Raw genomic sequence first — 20,005 nt, 5'->3', positions numbered from 1 at the left:
CAGCTAAAATTAAATACGATGATAGTAAGGAATCTTATTTTGTCTTTTACCTTGATTATTGGTTTATTCCTAACAACCAATAGCTCTTTCGGACAAAAAGTTACCACTCAAGATTTTTTGGAAGAGTTTAATATCAACCAATGTTTCACCGGTTCCTTCGATAACCTTATAGAACAGATCAACCCCAACGAAAATTCATTAAATAAGAAAATAAAATCCAAGCTGGACGACAAGCTCCCAATAGTTATACTTGAAGAAGAAACCCCATTTCCATCGCCTTGTAATCTTCATAAATTTAATCTGGAACATGGTATTTTTTCTCTTGAACTCATTTCATTAGGAAACATGGGAGGTTTTAAAAAGACAATCATGCTTCCTGTAGTTAAAGTATATGATGAAAATGGTGAATTGTTAGATAGCCTAAAAGTTCAAAAGTATGAAACACGTTCTCCTTCAAGTATCTTACCGTTTCATATCTATTCGTTATGGGAATTTAAAATTGACCAAAATGGCTATTACTATATCCAAGTTACTTCAGAGAATTCTTCCAGCGATGATTTATCTTTAGATGCGTCAAATGAGCAAGTTGCTATTGCAGCAAGTGCTTCAACAACTCCAGGAGCTCCAATTGTAGTAGGAGCTGGAGCCATCACCTCCATGCTGCTAAAAGGGTATCCTGTCAAAAGAAGTCCTTTCGGAAAATACAGAATAATTTTAGAACAGGCTTTAATAGAAAAATAGCAAAAACAATTGCAATTACAGAGGCATACAATATCGTAATTCGTATATTATGCATTAATCTCCCGTTCTGTCTTATGGATAGAAATAGTAATCAAAAGGTTCTAAACTCAGAGCCTAAATGATGAAAATAATAAAGGAAAAAGAGATACGATGGAGATGATGACAGAAAACAAAGAAAAACCAATAGCATGAAGAAAAAGATTTATGTATTCCTATTTGATGGATTTTCCGACTGGGAGATCGCTTACTTCACCCCCGAGATTAATAGAAGTGAACGCTTTGAGCTGATTTATTTTTCGGTAGATGGGAAATCCGTAAGCTCAATGGGCGGATTATCGATACAGCCAAGCACCTCGCTTCATACGATAGACCCAGCCGCCGTTGATTTGCTGGTTCTTCCTGGCGGAACAGCTTGGGAAAAAAGAGCGATTACCGAGCTGGACTCCTTGACCAGAAGTGTGCACCAGGCCGGTAAACCCATTGCGGCAATTTGTGCGGCAACAACTTACCTCGGACAACTCGGTTTATTGGACGATCTGCGCCACACCAGCAACGACTTAAACTACCTCAAAGAAATTGCCCCGCAATACCGTGGCGATGCGCACTATCAAAAAACCTTGGCAGTAACCGACAAGCAAGTGATAACAGCAAACGGAATTGCCACCATTGAATTTGCCCGCGAAATTTTTAAAACCATCGAACTGCATACCCATGACAACATTGAAAAATGGTTTCAACTGTTTAAAAACGGCGTTTGGGCACAATAAAAAAGGCGGTACCTTTTCCAAAGTTTCAAACTTGGAAAAGGTTTAATCATACAAACGTTGCCAGCAGCAAGCCCTTTTTCCTCCTTCCAAAAGAGGAGTGTCATCAGTTTACTGATGTCGAGGTGGTTTGCGTTACTTGCACCGAAACAAGGCTAGCTGCCCCAAAGCTTCCCAACCTGACCTATCGCCTCGTTCCAAACTGTTTTCGGAATCTACCAATAAGCTGCCCACAAATTTATTTTGAATGTGATCCAGCCATCCCGTCTAAAAAGCTCCTCTATGCGATTTGTCCGATACTTCTCATCTTACCCCCTTCCGGTTCCGAAAATGGCAAACTTTAGCGCTTCCCCAATCGTCCCAACTTACCCCCAACGGGTTATAAAACATATTCCCAACTGTAGCTCCCATATTTTTTATGGTTACTTTTAAATCATAAGAAAAGTGTAAGCATTAAATAGCGCCTTGCATCAAATACTTAACACATTTAGAAATAAAAAGGGAGATGTTCTCCTTACAAAAAGCATGGATAAACAAGAACAAATAGAATGTAATATTTCTGAACTCATAGATAAGTATCTATTGAGAACTACGCAAAAGATATCAAGAGATTGTTCCACTCCTGGGATAAGGGGAGCATTTGAAGAAAGAACAGGAAAGTATATTAAAAAATCTAAACTGAACGAAATTCTAATATCAAAGAATCGATTTAAGTTCTTAAAAGTAGATCAACAACTCTGTTATTATAATATTTCCCAAAAAGAGATTTCTTTATTACGAGCATCAAAAGAGATTCTTGACAAGTTAAATAGAAGGTTAAACAGGCCATTCAAAGAATATACAAAATTGAGGAAATTCAGAAATGCCATTCATTATAAATACACTTTTAAATATCTAATAAAACTTAAATGTAGTGATCTCTACGGCAAACTTCTTTTCTCCGAAAAAATTATATATGAAGTTGTTGCAAGAGAACTCAAAGTTCCTTCTTCAATTGTAAATGACTGCATTGAATTATTGAACTATGAAGGTTCTACTGATATACCCCACGACATATTAGAAAAACTACTCTTGATTTTTAACATTACTCACGATGAAAGTATAACCGATAAAAATTATCTTCTCAAGCAATAAACTCTTAATAAACCACTCCCCAAAATGTAGCAGCCATTAGAAAATGTAAAAATCATAATCAAACCAATGATTAATCTAGAAAATTTAGATGGATTACCTGTTTCTTTTATTAAAAGACTAAATGATTTTGACGCTCATTTTCGATTTTATGAGTTTCTTGAAAATTTTGCGAATAATAAAACAATGAATAATCTGATTTCTGAGATAAATGATTACTGCCTCACACATAAAATAGTTGGCTTTCATTTCACGAACGCATTAGAGCAAGATATTTTAACCCATGGAATCATTATCAGGACAGGACAAGAAATAAGAGCTAGTTTTACTAAAAATCATTTTCATCTCTTCTCAACGAATGAGCAAGATCAAATACGATTACTGTGGAAAGGACAGTTTGATAATTCAAATGGAAAAAATAGAGATAACCGAATTTTTTTCAATTTCACTCAACATGCTTTAATCAATGGAGGTGCAGAACTGTTATTAAAATATTACGGTGGTGAACAAGTTTATTTTCCCCTATACAGAATACCAGAAATTGCACACAAGCTTGAAAATATTGGAGAACCCATGATTCTCAAATGCTCTCTTGATCCTAATATGATTAATACCTTCATTGAGAATCCTTGGGGTAAAATTATTGCTTCAAGCTATCATAGAAAAATAAATCCCAATGCGCACACTATTGATCAAGATGGTTATCAAGAGATTGAAGTAAAAAAAGAGAATATTGAAATAATAAAATTGAAAAAGAACAATAACCAATAAAATTGCTCTCCCCTCTAACGCCCCTGGTAGGGAGAGGCTTTCACTCCTCTCCTCCAACCACCACCATCCCCATTTCCATTTTTTAGGCTTAAGATGCTGCTAATCAAAATAGAATTTATTACATTTAACAATCGGTTCTAAGAAACAGGACGAGACGGAGTTATCACTGGCTCCATTCAGGAAGCCAGCACAAAGGATTCGGAAAAAAGGGGCATTTCAACCGAAGCGGCCCAAAATCAGGAGGAAGTATAGGACGGCAGGGCGAAGCAACATAAGGGCAACGCAAAGCAATACATGAGCAAGGTGAAGCAACCCAAGGGAAACATGAAGCAACGCATGAGCAAGCCCTAGCAGCCCATGGGAAACGTGAAGCAAGGCACGAGTAAGCTGAAGCACATTGAAATCAAGAGCATTCCCAGAAATGCTTAATTATAAACCCTAAATTTTAGTTCTATGGCAACCAGACCCAGACATTCAGAAGCCGCTACTTTGGAGACCTACCGGGTAGCGCTGGACAATGCCGAGGCACAGCCTCAAATTGCCACAATTATGGCCGACTTAGGCTACGACAGCAGCTTGATTGGGGAAGGCAAAACCTTGCTGGCTACAACGCGCTTGGCCTACGATCTGAACAAAACAGAAGATGATGAAACATCGGCTGCGTATGCTGATTTTCAACTAAAACAAACAGATTTGCATGCTCTGTACTCCTTGCATCGGAAAAAAGCCAAGGTAATTTTCCGTAACGATCCGGTAACCGCTGAGCAATTGGGAATCACCGGCTCACTTCCAAAAGCTTACGTTAAATGGCTGGAAACAGTCAAGAAATTCTACTCGGTAGCCACTACCGACACCGCCCTTCAAAGCAAGCTGGGACGGCTAAAAATTTCCACAGATGAACTTGAGGCGGCCCAGACCAAAATTTCGGAACTGGAAACCGCACGCACTGTTTACCTTCGCGAGAAGGGGGAATCGCAGGAAGCAACTCAATCGAAAGATGCGGCCTTTGCCAAGCTGGACGACTGGATGAGCGAATTCTACGCTGTTGCCCGGATTGGTCTGGAAGATAAACCTCAGCTTCTGGAAGCTTTAGGAAAAACCGTCCGTGGCTGATCATCGACCAAACATCCCGCGGGATAAGCTTTTGCCATTCGTGAAAAGGGGCATCTTAAAACGTGTATTCATGAAGTTTAAGCCCAAAAGATCAGCGATCAAATCGTCTCCTTACTCTATCGCGATAAGCCAATTGCACAAGTCATTTATTGTTCTCTATTTCCAGCTTCCACTTGTCTCATTGCATTTTATGTGCGATCTTAAGGCCTCGAATACAAACCCTAACATTACTTAATCATGAAAAGAATACCCCAACTGACACTAACAGTGCTGTTCGCTGTGCTGTTTTTTCAAGCAGCTACGGCCAAGGTAAAACTTCCGGCAATTGTATCATCCAACATGGTGTTACAGCGCAATACAACCGTGGTTTTATGGGGCTGGGCTGATGCCAATCAACAGCTAAACATCGATGCGAGCTGGCTAACTGCACCGCTGCAGGTAACAGCTGATAAGGAAGGGAACTGGCGCGTTGAAGTAAAAACGAACAACTCAACCGATCCTCAGGTCATCAAGATAAACAGCTCCGATACCAACATCACCCTCGATAATGTTGTTTTTGGGGAGGTTTGGCTTTGCTCGGGACAGTCGAACATGCAACAGTCACTCGATGGCTATGCCGGACAACCAACTTTTGGAGCCAATAAAGCCATTGCTCACGCGGCAAACCCCAACTTACGCTTGTTTACCGCCGCTCGTAAAGGCGCTAAAACGCCCCTTGCCGACCTTGAAGAATACACCGGCTGGGAACAAGCCCATGCGGGCAATGTTCGGTCTTTCAGTGCCATTGCTTATTTCTTCGGACAACAACTTCAGGAGATTTTAGATGTTCCGGTAGGCATGATCCATACCTCGTGGGGAGGCAGTTCCGTTCAGGCCTGGATCAGCAAAGAAGCCATGAGCAACTACCAGGAAGTTGATCTGGACGAGGTCGATATCAGCAAGACCACTAACCGTATTCCAACTGCTTTGTACAATGCCATGATTCACCCTCTGATTCCTTACACCATTAAAGGTGCTTTGTGGTACCAAGGCGAATCGAACCGGGATGAGCCAGATAAGTATACCCAACTTTTCCCCGTTATGGTGAAAGATTGGCGTACCCGTTGGGAAATTGGTGATTTTCCCTTTTACTACGTTCAAATTGCTCCTTTTTGGTATAACGACCACGAGGTGTTTAACAGCTATAAAAACACCGCCTTCCTGCGCGAATCTCAGTTAAAATCAGCCGAGCTGATTCCCAACTCTGGCATGGCCGTTACCCTCGATATTGGTAGCGAATATTGCATTCATCCGCCCCAAAAGCAAGAGGTGGCTGATCGCTTGCTCTACTTCGCTTTAAACCAAACTTATGGCTATGAAACGGTGGACTGCAACGGGCCCGTTTTCGAATCGAAGGAAGAAAAAGATGGTGGCCTGCTGCTTCACTTTAAGCATGCCGAAATGGGGCTGTTTACCCCCACCCACCTGGAGGGATTTGAAATTGCCGGGCCCGACAAAGTGTTCTACCCAGCTCAGGCTAAAATTACAGGCCGAAAAAGTATACTCGTATCAAGCGACCAAGTCCCAACTCCGGTTGAAGTCCGTTACGGCTGGAGCAACTGGCTTGAGGGAACCCTGTTCGATACCAATATGCTTCCGGCCTCTTCGTTCCGTACCGATAACTGGAACGATGCCACCAGAGCCGAGATGCAAGAAGCATCCAACTAATTGATTGAACTGTTAATTGTGCCTGACTTTCGTCAAACGGCGAGAGTCAGGGTTCGTGAAAACGGGGACAAATACACATTAACAACCCAATAAATTTAGAAAAATGGAAAATGCCTGTACCGTAATCAGCATTAACGCCACTGGCGGAAACCTCTTAATTGATGGCGATCCTAATTGGGACGACCAACAGCTAAAAATCGATAGAGTTGTCATAAACTCGGCTTACACCCAAGCCGATGGTCACTCGGTTGCTTGCAGCGTTGACTGGCCTAACTCAACAGGTGACGAACTCATGATGGGAATTTGGTTTGTTGGCCCCAACAACCGAGGCGAAAATACCAACAACTACATGATGAGCATCGGCCAAAACAGCAATGGCCTGATGGATGTTATCGAAGTCTATCCGCTAAAACCGCTTAATTTTAAGTACACCGTTGTTGCTCAAACCAAGTGGGAACTTGTTCTCCGTTTCGAAAAGCTTTAAGCATTAGCTGACCGGTATTCAGACCATCGTAGGTTCGAAATTCTTCAGGCTGACGTTTTTAACTTCCTCTTTTGAGCGGAAGCAAAAGAAGTTTGGCCCAAAAAAACACCCGAAACCCGGCCGCTCTTTCCCAGACTAAAAAAAACTTGTATTTTAATTGCATCTAATCACCTTCGCCAAAAGCAGGGTGAATTGTTTTACCTGATAACTGAAAGCAACATGTTTTGGATCAAGCTAGGGATCTTGCTCATTGGATTTTTATTTGCCGGTATTCTGCCTGGTGCAGTTCGGAAATCGATTCAACACATCAAAATTGATTTGAACACACAAACCCTGAGTTTCCTGAGTAACAAAAGTTTGTATGGCAAGGAATATGCGAAAGGCTATAAACGTCTCCTGTTTGCGTCCTCCATTCTTTTATACACTTTCTTCTGGCTACTCTCCGAGTTTTACGACCTTGGGCAGCACGAAAAGCTGATGCAGTACATCGATATTTGCGTGGCCTCCTTAACCCTTTTGGCCTTTGTGCCGCACAACTTAAAGCCCTACAGCCTCGACAATTTTACGCCGGCCTTGCAACGCTTCTTCCACAACCTGCTGGCAGTTGTGGTCTTTTTATCGATCCCCGCGCTCATTGTCACCTACCAATTTGCCATTATCGAGCACAAGCAATTTCTAGGCTTATCGGGCCTGATCGTCATCGGACTTGTAGTTTTGGCTACGGCGCTATCTTTTCTGAAAAGTGGAATTAACGGAGCTACGGAGCTGCTTTTCATCAATGGCATTAGTATTTGGACGATCTTTGTCACCATCTTAACCATCCTGAGCTAATCCTTATTGCAGGCAAAAGCCCCCTGCTTTTTTCGCTCATTTCTTTAGACGATCGTTCTTCCCATCGTCCCACTTTCCATGCCATTTTGAAAGAAGGTCAACCTGTTTCTGATTCAGGCAATCAGGTGGTGATCTATCGTTTCCAGACAAGCCTTATGCCTGTTCCGGCACCAATAAACTCGAAAAAAAATAAGCCGATTAGCTTCCCAAAACTTCGAGCTGTTTAAACACGGGAATGAGGGCCTGTCCTTTTTCGGTCAAGTAATACTCTACATGCAAAGGTTTCTCCTGAACGACCGTCCGCTGCAAAATGTCTTGCTCTTCCAACTCTTTTAAAGCAACCGAAAGCGATTGCTTGCTGGCTCCCTCCAGTTGGCGCAACAAAGAATTAAATCGTAAGGGCCCCTCAACAGCCAGTCGAAATACCTGCGGCTTCCACTTTCCTGAAAGGCTCTTCAACAAGCCCTCGGCGGGGCAAGGAGCTTGCGCACATGTGTTTTTTATGGTGGTCATAATTTTCTGACTAATTGACTCGTATGAAATGATTGCTGAAATTTGCCTCGAAAATAATTAAACAAACAACAAAATGACAAAAACAATTTGGCTGCTCGGTATCCTATTTTTTCTGACCGTCCATCCGGTTTGTCATGCTCAGCAAAATTCAGACACTATGAAACAAACAACGAACAACCCACTTTTGTGCGATCCCGAAACCGGACTATGTGAACTTCCTGGTCAATCAAGCCAGCAGGAAGGGCAAACGCTCAGCCCCAATCAAAAACCCGTTCGAATTATTTATTATACCGATCCCATTTGTTCGGCCTGTTGGGGAATTGAACCTCAACTACGCAAACTACAACTGGAATACGGTGTTTATTTCGAAATTGAATATCGCATGGGCGGACTCCTCCCCGACTGGAGTTACAACAGCGGGGGCATTAGCAAGCCGTCGGATGTTGCCCACCATTGGGAAGAAGTAAGCCAGCACTACGACATGCCTATTGATGGAGGCGTTTGGCTGGAAGATCCGCTGCACTCTTCTTATCCGCCTTCCATTGCTTTTAAAGCTGTTGAGATGCAAGCACCAGAGAAAACCACGGCTTTTATGCGTCTTATCCGCGAACAGCTTTTCATTGAGAAGAAGAATATTGCCCGTCAGGAAGTCATCAACCAAGTGGCAAGCGAACTTCAACTGGATACGGCAAAACTGGAGCAGGCCATGGAACAGGAAGCAAAAGTACTTTTCCAGGAAGACCTGGCTCAAGCCCGTCAGCTTGGAGTAAGAGGTTTTCCAAGCCTTTTCGTTATTGGGAAAGACCAAGAGCCACAGATCATTTATGGTGTCCGTCCTTACAAAACTTTCGAAGAAGCCATTTTAAGCGCTTATCCCAGTGCTGAAAAATTACCTTACGACAAATCGTGGCAAGGACTTTTTAAGGCTTTTTCAAGCTTGACGACGCGTGAATTCGCTGAATTGAGTGAAATGCCCAGAGCCAAAGCAGAAGAATTGTTGCAACAGTTGGCTGAGGAAAAACGCCTTGAGAAAACCACAATAAAAAATGGCTCAATCTGGCGGCTTAGCGAAAAGAATTAGCAAGTGTATTTATAAGAAATAAAAAACAGCAGACAAGCATCAACCAATCAAAAACTACGATACATTTGGACCCGCTCATGCTGCTCAATAATCATCAAAGAGTAGCCGGGCAAACTAAAACTGCAGACCAACTGTTTTAGCAAAAAGTTTAAATGACTTTAATTGATTGACTGATGCTTGTACAATTTTTGATTTTAGTGCTGGGCCTCATTCTGCTCATAAAAGGAGCTGACTGGATGGTGAACGGAGCATCCTCCCTGGCCCGTAAATACAATGTTTCTGATCTTGCGATCGGACTGACCATTGTTGCTTTTGGAACTTCGGCTCCTGAGTTGGTGGTTAATCTTTATGCAGCCATTCAAAATCACCACGACCTGGTGTTTGGCAATGTCATTGGCAGTAACAACATCAATCTTTTTGTCATTTTAGGAATTGCCGGACTCATCACCCCCATGGTTGTTCAATCCAGTACGGTATGGAAAGAAATTCCGTTTTCCTTACTTGCTGCCGTACTGCTCTTTGTGCTGGCCAATAATTTTTCAGGGAATGGCGTTGGCTCCATCTCCCGAATCGACGGACTTGTGTTACTCGCCTTATTTGCTGGCTTTCTATTCTACGTTTATAAGCAACTAAAGAATGATGCTCCTACTCCCTCAGAGGCTGTCCAAACGATGCCTCCTTTGAAGATTTGGGGATTGATTTTAGTTGGTATGGCCGGCCTTGTTTTGGGAGGACGAATGGTTGTAACTAATGCCGTGACGATTGCTTCTGCAATTGGAATCAGCGAAAAAATTGTCGGCCTGACCATTGTCGCACTGGGAACTTCCCTCCCCGAGCTTGCTACTTCCGTGGTTGCCGCCCTGAAGAAAAACAACGATATCGCTGTTGGAAATATTATCGGCTCAAATATCTTCAACATCTTCTTGATTCTTGGGACCAGTGCTTTAGTTAAGCCTATTTCGTTCAACCCCATTTTCAATACTGATATTTACTTGTTAATTGGGGGAACGCTCCTTCTTTTTATTGCCATGTTTACCGGACAAAAGAAAAAAATGGATCGTTGGGAAGCAGGACTAATGTTAGTCATTTACCTGGGCTACACCGCTTACCTGGTTGGTATGGAGATTTAATTTCTGAGATGAAAAACAACAAAGACTATTGATCAGCAACCTGTTTTTTGCGTTTCAGGAAAAACTGGTCTAAAAGCAGCAGAAAAGTGGCAGACAAGAAAATTGCCACCACAACTGGCGGAAGACTGCCGAACAAACCGGCCATTTTATGACCAGCCACAGCAACTCCAGACAGGTCAACCTGAGAAACCAAGCTTTTCACCTGCTCGGCTCCGGGAAGACTTTCACCGGCCGCTGTTCCTCCTGTAGCAAACATGGCATAAGTAATAAAGCTTCCGACAAGCACGGCAAATACCCGAAGCACCCACTTGTTCAACACAGGCTTATACTCCGAGATCTTACTAGTCTCAGCGTAAAGCCGGTTCATGACATCCATGGTAAAATTGGCCGGAGCTTTTTCCGGTTGGTAGGATTTCATCAAGTTTTTAAATTGCTTATCTGTTGCTTTCATCGTTTTACTCCTTCCTTATTACAGTACATTAAAAACGGCTTCTTCCAGGTTTTCTTTCAAATACAGATACATTTTTTTTCGTGCCCGGTGAATTTTCACTTTCACATTACTGGCACTCAAGCCTGTAATGTGGGCAATATCTTCAACTCGCTGGTCTTCGTAATAAAACAGGGTAATCAGCACCTGATCGTCCGCTGGAAGCTCCTCCATCGCTCTTTTCAGGCTTTCGGCCAACTCTTCCTGATCAATTTCTGCCAGCCGGGTTCCGATCGTTAATTCATCTTCATCCGACAGGCGTTGCTCATCCAACGAGTACAATGCCAACTTTCGTTTTCGCATCAGCGTAATCGCCCCATTATAAGTAATGCGATACAACCAAGTTGAAAACTTCGACTTTCCCTGGTATGAACTTAATGATTGAAATGCTTTCACAAAAGTATCTTGAGCCAACTCTTCGGCATCCTCCGTGTTTTTTAGCATTTTCAAAGATAAACCGTAGACCATATCTCGATATTTTTCAACCAAATATGAAAAAGCCGCAACATTGCCATTGACAACCTGCTCAATGTAATAATGATCATCCTTTCGGTTCATACTACCTGTTTGACGACGAGAATGCGTTCTGGTTACAGAATTCAATAAAAATAATTAATCGCTTTTGTTCCACTGCCGTTTTTATCGAGAAAATTGAGGTAATCCCCCTCTACCATTAAGTCTTTTCTGCGACTCAAAGTCCTTTGTTTAGAACATTTTTTCAGAAAAAGATTCCTTGTTTGTAACCGAATAAAAAAACTGACGTCATAAGGGCGAAGAAAAAATTGAAACACATAAAACATAAAAGCTATGAATGAAGCAATTGTAATTCCGGTAAGTTTTTTCGCATTTGTTTTTGCGATTTTGTACGTCTTCTGGACTACACGTAATAAAGAGCGTATGGCAATGATCGAACGAGGAACAGATCCACAATCATTTAAAATGCGCTGGAAAGGCACTAACTTTTTGAGCCTGAAGTTTGGCTTACTGTTTGTCGGTGTGGCAATTGGTGTTTTAGTCGGAAACATTCTGGATATGAACACCTCGCTGGAAGAAGGCACCTGTTACGTTTCCATGATCTTCCTGTTTGGAGGTTTGGGTTTGATTGCAGGCTACCTCATTCAATCTAAAAAAGAAGACAAAGAATAAGGTTCATCTCGCACGATATAACCAAAGGCTGTTTGAAAAAGTCAAGATCAATTCATGACTAAGTTCAAACAGCCTTTGGTATTTCATAGAGATAAGCCAATTACCTCAAGCTTGCATTAGTCGCAATGCCACTCGATTACTTCTTTAATGGCTCTTTCACAAACCGGACAAAACACATCGGGTTCATTACTTTTCATTCGGCAATCCATCACGGGGCTATAAATTCCCTTTGACTGGTAACCGCCACCTTCAAAAAGTCCGACTTTCTTCGAATACTTGTTCGTACGAGGAGTTGGCTGCAGTGTTGTCTCATCAATTAAATCGGCCCATTTTGATTTAAAATCAACCAAAGTGGTGATGTTGGGTTCCCAAGGCTCCACTTCCAGGTTATAATAATCAGCATAAGCTACGTCCGAACTATAATACTCATCAGCTAAGCCTGCTAGTCCATGGCCGAACTCATGAATAAATACCTTTTCGGCTAAAACATCATCCACCGAAGTCAGGGACAAATAGTTGTAGAAACCACCACCACCATATCGATCCGTATTCACCAACACATAAACATGATCGTACGGAACGGCTGCCGCAGCATCATGAATGGACAGCATATCCTGAGACGTAAGGTAGCGTGGCGTATCAAATGTGTAAAAAGTCGAGTTAAAAGCAGTGTTTCGATAGATCCCCTCACCTGGGACATCGGTTCCCGACTCTTGTGAAGGTACTTCAACAGCATAGACATTAAAATCGTGCTTCGCCTCTTTAAAAGGGCTTACTTGAAACATGGCATCGAGCATACGCTGAGCATCGGCTAAAAATTTCTTCATCTCTGAAGCTTGATAACCTTCTGGCAAAATGGCCACATCAACTTTCGAACGCGGCTTTCCATTCTCCATCAGTTTGATAACCGGATAATCGGGCACCTGCTCATCCAGAATGAAATAGTCTTTCGGATCAATTTCGGTCCGGAACAACTCCACAAACTTTCCATTCCATCCTCGCTCTTCCACTACCATGTTACATTTTTTCTTCGGAAAGGGAAAAATAGCCACTTGGTAAAAGCTACCTTTTTGCTTGGTGGCTTCCTCTGTGCTTTGCCATTCCTGAAAAAGAGGACAAAAACCTTTGGAAAAAATCAGGTTTCCTGAGGCAACATCAAACAGTCGATAACGGTAAGTTCCCCGATCGTATTCATCAATCAATTTGGTCTGAGAACCACCATACTGCTTTTCTTTTTTTAGCTGATGCATCACGACCTCCACCGTATCATGATTCCCAACAAGCAAATAATCAACCCTTAACGAATGATTTTCAAAATAGTTACTAAACTCATTATCGCCCCATGTCAAACAAGGCAAAAGCATAAATAAGACCCCCAATAATTGCCATTTCCCAATCATAACAAATTCATTAATTTTAGCCTTTAAATTTAACAACAAAAAAGTAGAATCAATTTGACATTTGTCCTATGAAACGAATAGAAGTCTTTCTTCTTCAGATTCACAAAAAAGAAGCATAAAGATTTATTGGAAATTTCAGCAAATGTAAACGACATAAATAATTATAGACGAATGAAATATTTACTACAACTCTTTGAAACAATTTTGAGGGATCTGAATGTCCCCGATGGCATTGGCACCCCTATTGCCATTTTTGCCGGCCTGATCGTTTTATTTTTAGTTTCGTTTGGAGCTCACTGGCTAACCCGGCAAATAATGGCCCGGATTGTTCATCAATTTGTTGAAAAAACGAAAACCCAATGGGACGACTTTCTGATTCAACGACGCGTATTTCGGGCACTGGCCCATATCAGCCCAGCCCTGATTATCTATTACACTTACGATTTTTCAGGAAACGAGTTCATCAGCAACCTTCTTTTAGGCTCCGTTCGAATCTACTTTGTCGGTATTTTCACCCTGTTTGCCGTCCGGTTTGCCAATGCTGCCAACGACATTTACCAAACCACTCCCTATGCTGTCAACCGCCCCATTAAAGGCTATATTCAGCTGCTCCAAATCCTGATCATCTGCATCGGTGTTATTTTTGTTATCGCTGTGCTCATTAATAAATCTCCACTTTATCTTATTGGAGGTTTAGGTGCAATTGCCGCTGTTTTGCTGTTGGTATTTAAAGATACCATTTTAAGTTTGGTTGCCAGCATCCAGCTATCAGCCAACAAAATGCTAAAACCTGGCGACTGGATTGCCATGCCAAGCCACAATGCCGATGGAACAGTTATCGACATCAGCCTGAACACCGTAAAAGTTCAGAACTGGGACAAAACGATTACCACCATTCCTACGTATGCCTTGGTTTCGGAGTCGTTTAACAACTGGGTTGGAATGGAAGAATCAGGCGGACGCCGAATTAAGCGCTCAGTAAATCTGGATATGCGCAGTGTTCGATTTTGTGACAAGCAAATGCTTGAAAGACTAAGTCATTTCTACATACTAAAAGATTATATTACCGAACGCGAAAAAGAAATTGAAGCACATAATAAGAAACTGAAAGTTGAAGAGGGCGATATTTTTAATGGCCGACGGCAAACCAACTTGGGAGTTTTCCGTCACTACCTGGAAAATTATCTCAAACAGCATCCAAAGATTCATCAGCATATGACCTTTTTGGTACGCCACCTTCAACCTTCAGAAAAAGGCTTACCTCTTGAATTTTATGTTTTCAGCAAAGATCAGGAATGGGCTAATTATGAATCCATTCAAGCAGACATAATGGATCATGTATTAGCAATTTTGCCGGAATTTGGCTTGCGGGTTTTCCAAAATCCAAGTGGTAATGACATCACTGAATTTATACAGCAAACATCTTTGGATTCAAAAAATAATCAATAACATATCGATTTTCAAATAGTATGTCATCCAATCATTGAGAATATTAAAAAAATAGCTTACTTTTGCCGATCAAAATTTTAAGACAACTATTTATAACCTTTTTAGATTGTTTACTTACAAATCATCACGAAAAACATGTTATTAAATACGGTTAATTAATAATTGTCGTTTTTTTGTATCTTTAACTTTTGATTTTAAAGTTGAAAAAAATTAACAAAAATGAATCAAGAACATACAGATCCGCTTCCACAGATCGACGAGTTGGATGAAAAAATCCTACGGTTGATTACTAAAAATGCACGAATTCCATTTCTGGAAGTAGCCCGGGAATGTGGCGTTTCGGGGGCAGCCATTCACCAACGAGTACAGCGACTTTTAAATTTAGGCGTTGTATCCGGAAGTGAATTTATTGTTAGCCCATCAAAATTGGGATACAATACTTGTGCTTACATGGGGTTATTCCTGGAAAAAGCCACGTACCACGTTCAGGTAGTCGAAGCTTTAAAAAAGATTCCGGAAATTGTAGAGTGTCATTACACTACTGGGTCGTATGCCATTTTTATCAAAATTCAAACCAAAACCAACAAGCATTTAAAACACATCATTGATGTGGATATGCAAGAGGTAGAGGGCATTGCCCGGACTGAAACTTTCATTTCTTTGGAGATGGAATTCAAACGCCAGGTTCCGATAAAATAATGTAATACCCAATAGCATAAATGCCTCCTTTTTGGGAGGCATTTTTTACACAAAAAAATGCGATCTGGAAAACCAAACCGCATTTTACCTCTAAAACAGTAAGCGAACGAGTCGCTATTCTTTATTTGATTAAATCAACACTTCGGCGAACAAATTTATCAAGCGCTTCGCCTTTTAGCATGCCGTTAGCCAGTAAAGCCAAATCGACAAGTTGCTTGGTTAGCTTGTTTTCTTTTCCAAACTCACCTAATCTTTCGCGCTTCTGTTGCTCCAACTCAGCAATTGACTTACTTAAATCTTCCAATTTCTCCTTGTCTGCTGCAGGAACTTCTTCTTCTTTTTTACCTTCTTTGGCTTTTTCCAAAGCTTCACGCTCTTGCTTTTGAGCATCCAAGTCAGTTTTGATTGTGGTCAAGGCATCACCCAACTTTTGGTCTTTGTCCTCAAGTACCTTTTTCACTAATGGATGCGCCGTATTAACCACCATATTCAAGCTGTCAGGCAGGTCGCCATACATGTTCATACCGCCTTGCAACTGGCCCATATCTTTCATCCGGCGCATAAACTCATTGCGAGTGATGACAATCGGCTGGCCGTTCTCTCCCAGGTTTTTGAAATCAACGATGTAGTTAATTCCATTCGTGTCTGGACAAACAGCTTGGAAAACCGGACTTAGTTCATCTTTTTCCTCCCAAGACATTTCATCTTGTTCGTCCTCTTTCTGAATCAGGTTTTCAATCACATCCGAGTCCACACGAACAAAGCGCTTATCAGTATACTTTTGCTCAAATTTGTTTAACAGCGGAGTAGCCAAAACATCATCCAAGATCAAGACATCATAGCCTTTATCCTTGGCTGTTTGTACAAAAGAGTATTGCTCATCCAAGTTGCTGGTGTATAAATAAACCAGGTTATTCTCCTTATTCGTCTGATTTTCTTTAATCAGTGTTTCATATTCCTCGAAAGTAAAATACTTACCATCAGTATTCTTAAACAAGAAGAAGTTCATGGCACGTTCTGCAAACTTTTCATCAGTAAGCATTCCGTACTCGATAAAAATCTTGAGATCATCCCACTTGCTCTCAAAGTCCTCACGGCTGTCTTTGAAAAGCTGATGCAAACGATCGGCCACTTTCTTCGTGACGTGGCTGCTGATCTTTTTCACATTTGAATCGCTTTGCAAGTAAGAACGAGAAACGTTCAATGGAATATCCGGTGAATCAATTACCCCATGCAACAAAGTCAAAAACTCAGGCACAATTCCCTCAACCGAGTCCGTAACAAAAACTTGGTTAGAATAAAGCTGAATCTTATTCTTTTGAACTTCAATACTGTTTTTCAATTTTGGAAAATACAGAATTCCAGTCAGGTTGAATGGATAATCAACGTTCAGGTGAATATTAAACAATGGCTCTTCGCTCATTGGATACAACTTCCGGTAAAATTCGGCGTAGTCTTCATCTTTCAAATCAACCGGTGTTTTCGTCCAAGCTGGATTGATATCGTTGATTTGATTCTCTTTTTCTGTTTCAACTTCCTGACCATCCTTCCACTCGGTTTCTTTCCCAAATACAACCGGAACAGGCAAGAACTTACAGTACTTATTCAAAATTTCAGCAATTCGTTCTTTATTCAAAAACTCTGCTGAATCTTCATTCACATGCATAATAATGTCTGTTCCAACACCATCACGCTCTGCATCTTCAATGCTGTATTCCGGACTTCCATCGCAAGACCACTTAACCGCCTGGGCTCCATCCTTGTGCGACTTAGTCACAATCTCAACCTTGCTTGAGATCATGAATGAAGAATAGAATCCTAAACCAAAATGGCCAATAATCGCATTGGCATCGTTTTCATATTTTTCCAGAAACTCGTTAGCTCCTGAGAAAGCAATCTGGTTAATGTATTTTTCAATTTCATCGGCTGTCATCCCGATTCCATTATCCGAAACAGTAATGGTCTTCTGATCCTCATCCAGAGTCACCCGAACTTTAGCATTCTCTGTAGAAGCCGAAGTTTCGCCACGACCAGCCAAAGTCTTCAGTTTTTGAGTTGCATCAACAGCATTGGAAACAATTTCACGAAGAAAGATATCGTGATCTGAGTATAAAAACTTTTTGATGATTGGGAATAAATTGTCACTGGAAACGCCAATTTTACCTTTTTGCATCGTACTTATATTTTTTAGTTTAACATCAATTTGATGTAGGCTTTTTTTCAAACCGCATGCCATTTCAGAACAATGACGAATTGTCATTCCACCTTCCATGCCTCCCCCCTTACGACACTAAAAAATGATTTTTTTCTGTTCTTATGTCAGTCGAATACTCTATTTTTACCATCGAAGTTGAAAATAGGAAAGAACTATGAGGCAGTTGGAAAATTACTTTAAAGCGTTTCGCGATCAAATTATCGGGATCGATCAGTCTTTTACCAGTCCGTTTGGGAAGAAAAAAATTGTCTATGGCGACTGGATTGCCAGTGGAAGGCTCTATCGCCCGATTGAGCAAAAACTACAGGACGAGTTTGGACCTTTTGTTGCCAATACACATACCGAAACCAGCGAAACCGGCGCCCTGATGACCACCGCCTACCAACTATCTCACCGAATCATTAAAGACCATGTTCATGCTGGACCTAATGACGTAATCATTACCGCAGGATTTGGGATGACCGCCGTGATTAATAAGTTTCAGCGTATTTTAGGGCTAAAGACCTATGGAAAATTATTGGACAAAAGCTGCCTTGAAGAACGAGAAAAGCCGGTTGTTTTCATCACCCATATGGAGCACCACTCCAACCACACCAGTTGGTACGAAACAATCGCTGATGTGGTCATTATTGAACCTGATGAGAACCTGCTTGTGAAGCCTGAAAACCTGCGCAAGAAGCTCGAAGACTATAAAGATCGTCCGTTCAAAATTGGCGCATTCACAGCTTGCTCCAATGTAACAGGAATACGAACACCATTCTACGAACTGGCCAAGATTATGCACGAATATGGTGGAGTTGCTTTCATTGACTTTGCAGCGTCTGCTCCCTATGACGAGATCAATATGCACCCCAAAGATCCAATGATGAAACTGGATGCAATTCTATTTTCACCTCACAAGTTTTTAGGAGGCCCCGGTTCTTCTGGAGTTTTGGTGTTTGATAAGTCGATGTATCACAACACCGTGCCCGACCATCCGGGAGGTGGAACCGTTGACTGGACCAATCCTTGGGGAAAATACAAATACGTTGATAATATCGAGGCTCGTGAAGATGGAGGGACTCCTGGATTTCTTCAATCGATAAAAACAGCTCTTTGCTTCCAATTAAAAGACCAAATGGGAATTGAAAATATCCGCAAACGCGAAGAGGAGCTACTCACTCTTGCGTTTGAAGGACTTGACACCATCCCGGAAGTCCAAATTCTGGCAAACAATGAACGCGATCGGCTTGGCGTAATCTCTTTTTACGTACCGGGCATTCACTACAACCTCTTGGTGCAATTGCTCAACGACTTATACGGCATTCAAGTTCGCGGGGGATGTGCCTGCGCCGGCACTTACGGGCACTTTCTACTGGAAGTAACCGCCGAACGATCCGATGAGATTACGGACCAAATCAGTCACGGAGACCTGTCGGAAAAACCAGGTTGGGTGCGTTGGTCGCTTCATCCAACCATGACTGACGAAGAAGTGCAGCTCTTTATCGATGCCCTCAAAGATATTATTGAACACTTTGAGACTTACTCAGCAGATTATGCTCCGGTTCCTCGAACCAATACCTTTAGCCATAAAGATGAAAAGAGTTTTCATATAAAAGCTCAGGAATGGTTTAAGTTATAAGCCAAGCAATACTCACCGAGTCTCCAGATAAGACGGGCTAATTCGCTATTCGGTGTAAGCTAGCTGATAAGCCATCATCAAAAGCATCCGGTGCATTTACATAGCGAACCACAAACTCTTGTAGTTCCTGAGGTTTTGCTGTCAGTAAAATGTGGTCCCCATTGTTTTCATATCGAATGTGGGTTCGATTTTGCTCAATAAGTTCCTCCAGCCAAGCACTGGAAAACCAACTTATTTTAGCATCGTCTCCATCCAATTCCAACTTGGCAAAAGTATGAACAGGCATAAGGTGTAAATCAAAAAAAGTCAAGTCATTCTCTTTTAAATACTCTTCCATGTAGAAGTCAAGAAAATAATGTCCTCCTAATTCGATTACACGAACTAAAAACTCTTGCTTGCTGAATTCCTGGCTATCCTTTTCTTTCATTCTTAAAATAAAAGCAGTGCTGTCTCGATTCTCCAAAACAGGTTTCCCGAAATAGTTAAAATCAAATTCCCAAGTTGTTGAGTCAGCATCTATCCACTCACCAACGAGCAGATCATTGGGGAATAAGTCTTCTTCCGTATACAGCGGATAAAATGAGAAGACTATACAACCAGATAAGAATAAAACCAGCAAACTAACGAGTACTACGCTTTTAGATTTCATGATTAATGATTTTTGGAATTACGATTTATACGATCAGAGTCTCCATATCAACCGAACTCAAGGAGAAATACTT

At 41.5% G+C, this 20,005-nt stretch carries 20 protein-coding genes; 14 read left to right on the top strand and 6 right to left on the bottom strand.

From position 1 onward, the window contains the following. Window positions 1-18: 18 nt before the first annotated feature. The 8 genes from BM156_RS11260 (at window position 19) to BM156_RS11220 (ending at window position 7,542) form a co-directional block, all read left to right on the top strand. A complete protein-coding gene (locus tag BM156_RS11260; RefSeq protein WP_093919976.1) occupies window positions 19-741 on the top strand; it encodes a hypothetical protein in 723 nt (240 codons plus the stop codon). 188 nt (window positions 742-929) lie between these two features. Continuing rightward, window positions 930-1,508 carry a DJ-1/PfpI family protein gene (locus BM156_RS11255; protein WP_093919975.1) on the top strand — a complete coding sequence of 193 codons (579 nt, stop codon included), beginning with the start codon at window positions 930-932 and terminating at the stop codon, window positions 1,506-1,508. A 522-nt stretch (window positions 1,509-2,030) separates the two neighbouring features. Further along, a complete protein-coding gene (locus BM156_RS11245; RefSeq protein ID WP_139218266.1) occupies window positions 2,031-2,639 on the top strand; it encodes a hypothetical protein in 609 nt (202 codons plus the stop codon). Window positions 2,640-2,705: 66 nt separating this feature from the next. After that, window positions 2,706-3,407, top strand: a complete 702-nt coding sequence (locus BM156_RS11240; protein WP_093919972.1) for a hypothetical protein — start codon at window positions 2,706-2,708, stop codon at window positions 3,405-3,407. 453 nt (window positions 3,408-3,860) lie between these two features. Beyond that, the gene (locus BM156_RS11235) at window positions 3,861-4,520 is read left to right on the top strand and encodes a PQLLE family protein (protein WP_093919971.1); all 660 of its coding nucleotides are present in this window, start codon (window positions 3,861-3,863) and stop codon (window positions 4,518-4,520) included. A 237-nt stretch (window positions 4,521-4,757) separates the two neighbouring features. Then, window positions 4,758-6,227, top strand: coding sequence for a sialate O-acetylesterase (locus BM156_RS11230; RefSeq protein ID WP_093919970.1), 1,470 nt, complete (start codon window positions 4,758-4,760; stop codon window positions 6,225-6,227). Window positions 6,228-6,330: 103 nt separating this feature from the next. Then, complete coding sequence (locus tag BM156_RS11225; RefSeq protein ID WP_093919969.1) at window positions 6,331-6,711, top strand: hypothetical protein; 381 nt, start codon at window positions 6,331-6,333, stop codon at window positions 6,709-6,711. A 219-nt stretch (window positions 6,712-6,930) separates the two neighbouring features. Next, window positions 6,931-7,542 carry a hypothetical protein gene (locus BM156_RS11220; protein WP_139218265.1) on the top strand — a complete coding sequence of 204 codons (612 nt, stop codon included), beginning with the start codon at window positions 6,931-6,933 and terminating at the stop codon, window positions 7,540-7,542. 198 nt (window positions 7,543-7,740) lie between these two features. Here BM156_RS11220 and BM156_RS11215 read toward each other — a convergent pair whose 3' ends face one another. After that, window positions 7,741-8,055 carry a winged helix-turn-helix transcriptional regulator gene (locus BM156_RS11215; RefSeq protein WP_093919967.1) on the bottom strand — a complete coding sequence of 105 codons (315 nt, stop codon included), beginning with the start codon at window positions 8,053-8,055 and terminating at the stop codon, window positions 7,741-7,743. A gap of 157 nt (window positions 8,056-8,212) precedes the next feature. Here BM156_RS11215 and BM156_RS11210 point away from each other — a divergent pair, with 157 nt between their 5' ends. Together BM156_RS11210 and BM156_RS11205 are read left to right on the top strand one after the other, a co-directional pair. Beyond that, window positions 8,213-9,136 (top strand): DsbA family protein, encoded by a 924-nt coding sequence (locus tag BM156_RS11210; protein ID WP_093920129.1) that lies wholly within the window; start codon window positions 8,213-8,215, stop codon window positions 9,134-9,136. Window positions 9,137-9,309: 173 nt separating this feature from the next. Continuing rightward, window positions 9,310-10,266: a calcium/sodium antiporter gene (locus BM156_RS11205; protein WP_093919966.1), complete on the top strand. Its 957-nt coding sequence runs from the start codon at window positions 9,310-9,312 to the stop codon at window positions 10,264-10,266. Between the two features lie 25 nt (window positions 10,267-10,291). Here the strand turns inward: BM156_RS11205 and BM156_RS11200 are convergent, their stop codons facing one another. Next, window positions 10,292-10,717 carry a hypothetical protein gene (locus BM156_RS11200; RefSeq protein ID WP_093919965.1) on the bottom strand — a complete coding sequence of 142 codons (426 nt, stop codon included), beginning with the start codon at window positions 10,715-10,717 and terminating at the stop codon, window positions 10,292-10,294. Window positions 10,718-10,735: 18 nt separating this feature from the next. Next, complete coding sequence (locus tag BM156_RS11195) at window positions 10,736-11,311, bottom strand: RNA polymerase sigma factor (RefSeq protein ID WP_093919964.1); 576 nt, start codon at window positions 11,309-11,311, stop codon at window positions 10,736-10,738. A 249-nt stretch (window positions 11,312-11,560) separates the two neighbouring features. Between BM156_RS11195 and BM156_RS11190 the strand changes: the two genes are divergently transcribed. Beyond that, window positions 11,561-11,899: a DUF6249 domain-containing protein gene (locus BM156_RS11190; RefSeq protein ID WP_093919963.1), complete on the top strand. Its 339-nt coding sequence runs from the start codon at window positions 11,561-11,563 to the stop codon at window positions 11,897-11,899. Window positions 11,900-12,015: 116 nt separating this feature from the next. On the opposite strand, the gene BM156_RS11185 is transcribed toward BM156_RS11190, so the two are convergent. Beyond that, window positions 12,016-13,299, bottom strand: a complete 1,284-nt coding sequence (locus BM156_RS11185) for a M64 family metallopeptidase (RefSeq protein WP_093919962.1) — start codon at window positions 13,297-13,299, stop codon at window positions 12,016-12,018. 171 nt (window positions 13,300-13,470) lie between these two features. Between BM156_RS11185 and BM156_RS11180 the strand changes: the two genes are divergently transcribed. Continuing rightward, window positions 13,471-14,748 carry a mechanosensitive ion channel family protein gene (locus BM156_RS11180; RefSeq protein ID WP_093919961.1) on the top strand — a complete coding sequence of 426 codons (1,278 nt, stop codon included), beginning with the start codon at window positions 13,471-13,473 and terminating at the stop codon, window positions 14,746-14,748. A 219-nt stretch (window positions 14,749-14,967) separates the two neighbouring features. After that, entirely contained in the window at window positions 14,968-15,447 is a 480-nt protein-coding gene (locus BM156_RS11175) for an Lrp/AsnC family transcriptional regulator (RefSeq protein WP_093919960.1), read from the top strand. 121 nt (window positions 15,448-15,568) lie between these two features. On the opposite strand, the gene htpG is transcribed toward BM156_RS11175, so the two are convergent. Continuing rightward, a complete protein-coding gene (htpG, locus tag BM156_RS11170) occupies window positions 15,569-17,620 on the bottom strand; it encodes a molecular chaperone HtpG (RefSeq protein WP_093920128.1) in 2,052 nt (683 codons plus the stop codon). 196 nt (window positions 17,621-17,816) lie between these two features. Between htpG and BM156_RS11165 the strand changes: the two genes are divergently transcribed. Beyond that, window positions 17,817-19,283, top strand: coding sequence for an aminotransferase class V-fold PLP-dependent enzyme (locus tag BM156_RS11165; protein ID WP_093919959.1), 1,467 nt, complete (start codon window positions 17,817-17,819; stop codon window positions 19,281-19,283). A gap of 37 nt (window positions 19,284-19,320) precedes the next feature. Here the strand turns inward: BM156_RS11165 and BM156_RS11160 are convergent, their stop codons facing one another. Further along, window positions 19,321-19,932, bottom strand: coding sequence for a hypothetical protein (locus tag BM156_RS11160; protein WP_093919958.1), 612 nt, complete (start codon window positions 19,930-19,932; stop codon window positions 19,321-19,323). Window positions 19,933-20,005 lie beyond the last annotated feature (73 nt).

The sequence above is a fragment of the Sunxiuqinia elliptica genome, from assembly GCF_900113005.1.
Lineage (GTDB): Bacteria > Bacteroidota > Bacteroidia > Bacteroidales > Prolixibacteraceae > Sunxiuqinia > Sunxiuqinia elliptica.
This window is presented reverse-complemented; position numbering and strand designations above follow the sequence as displayed.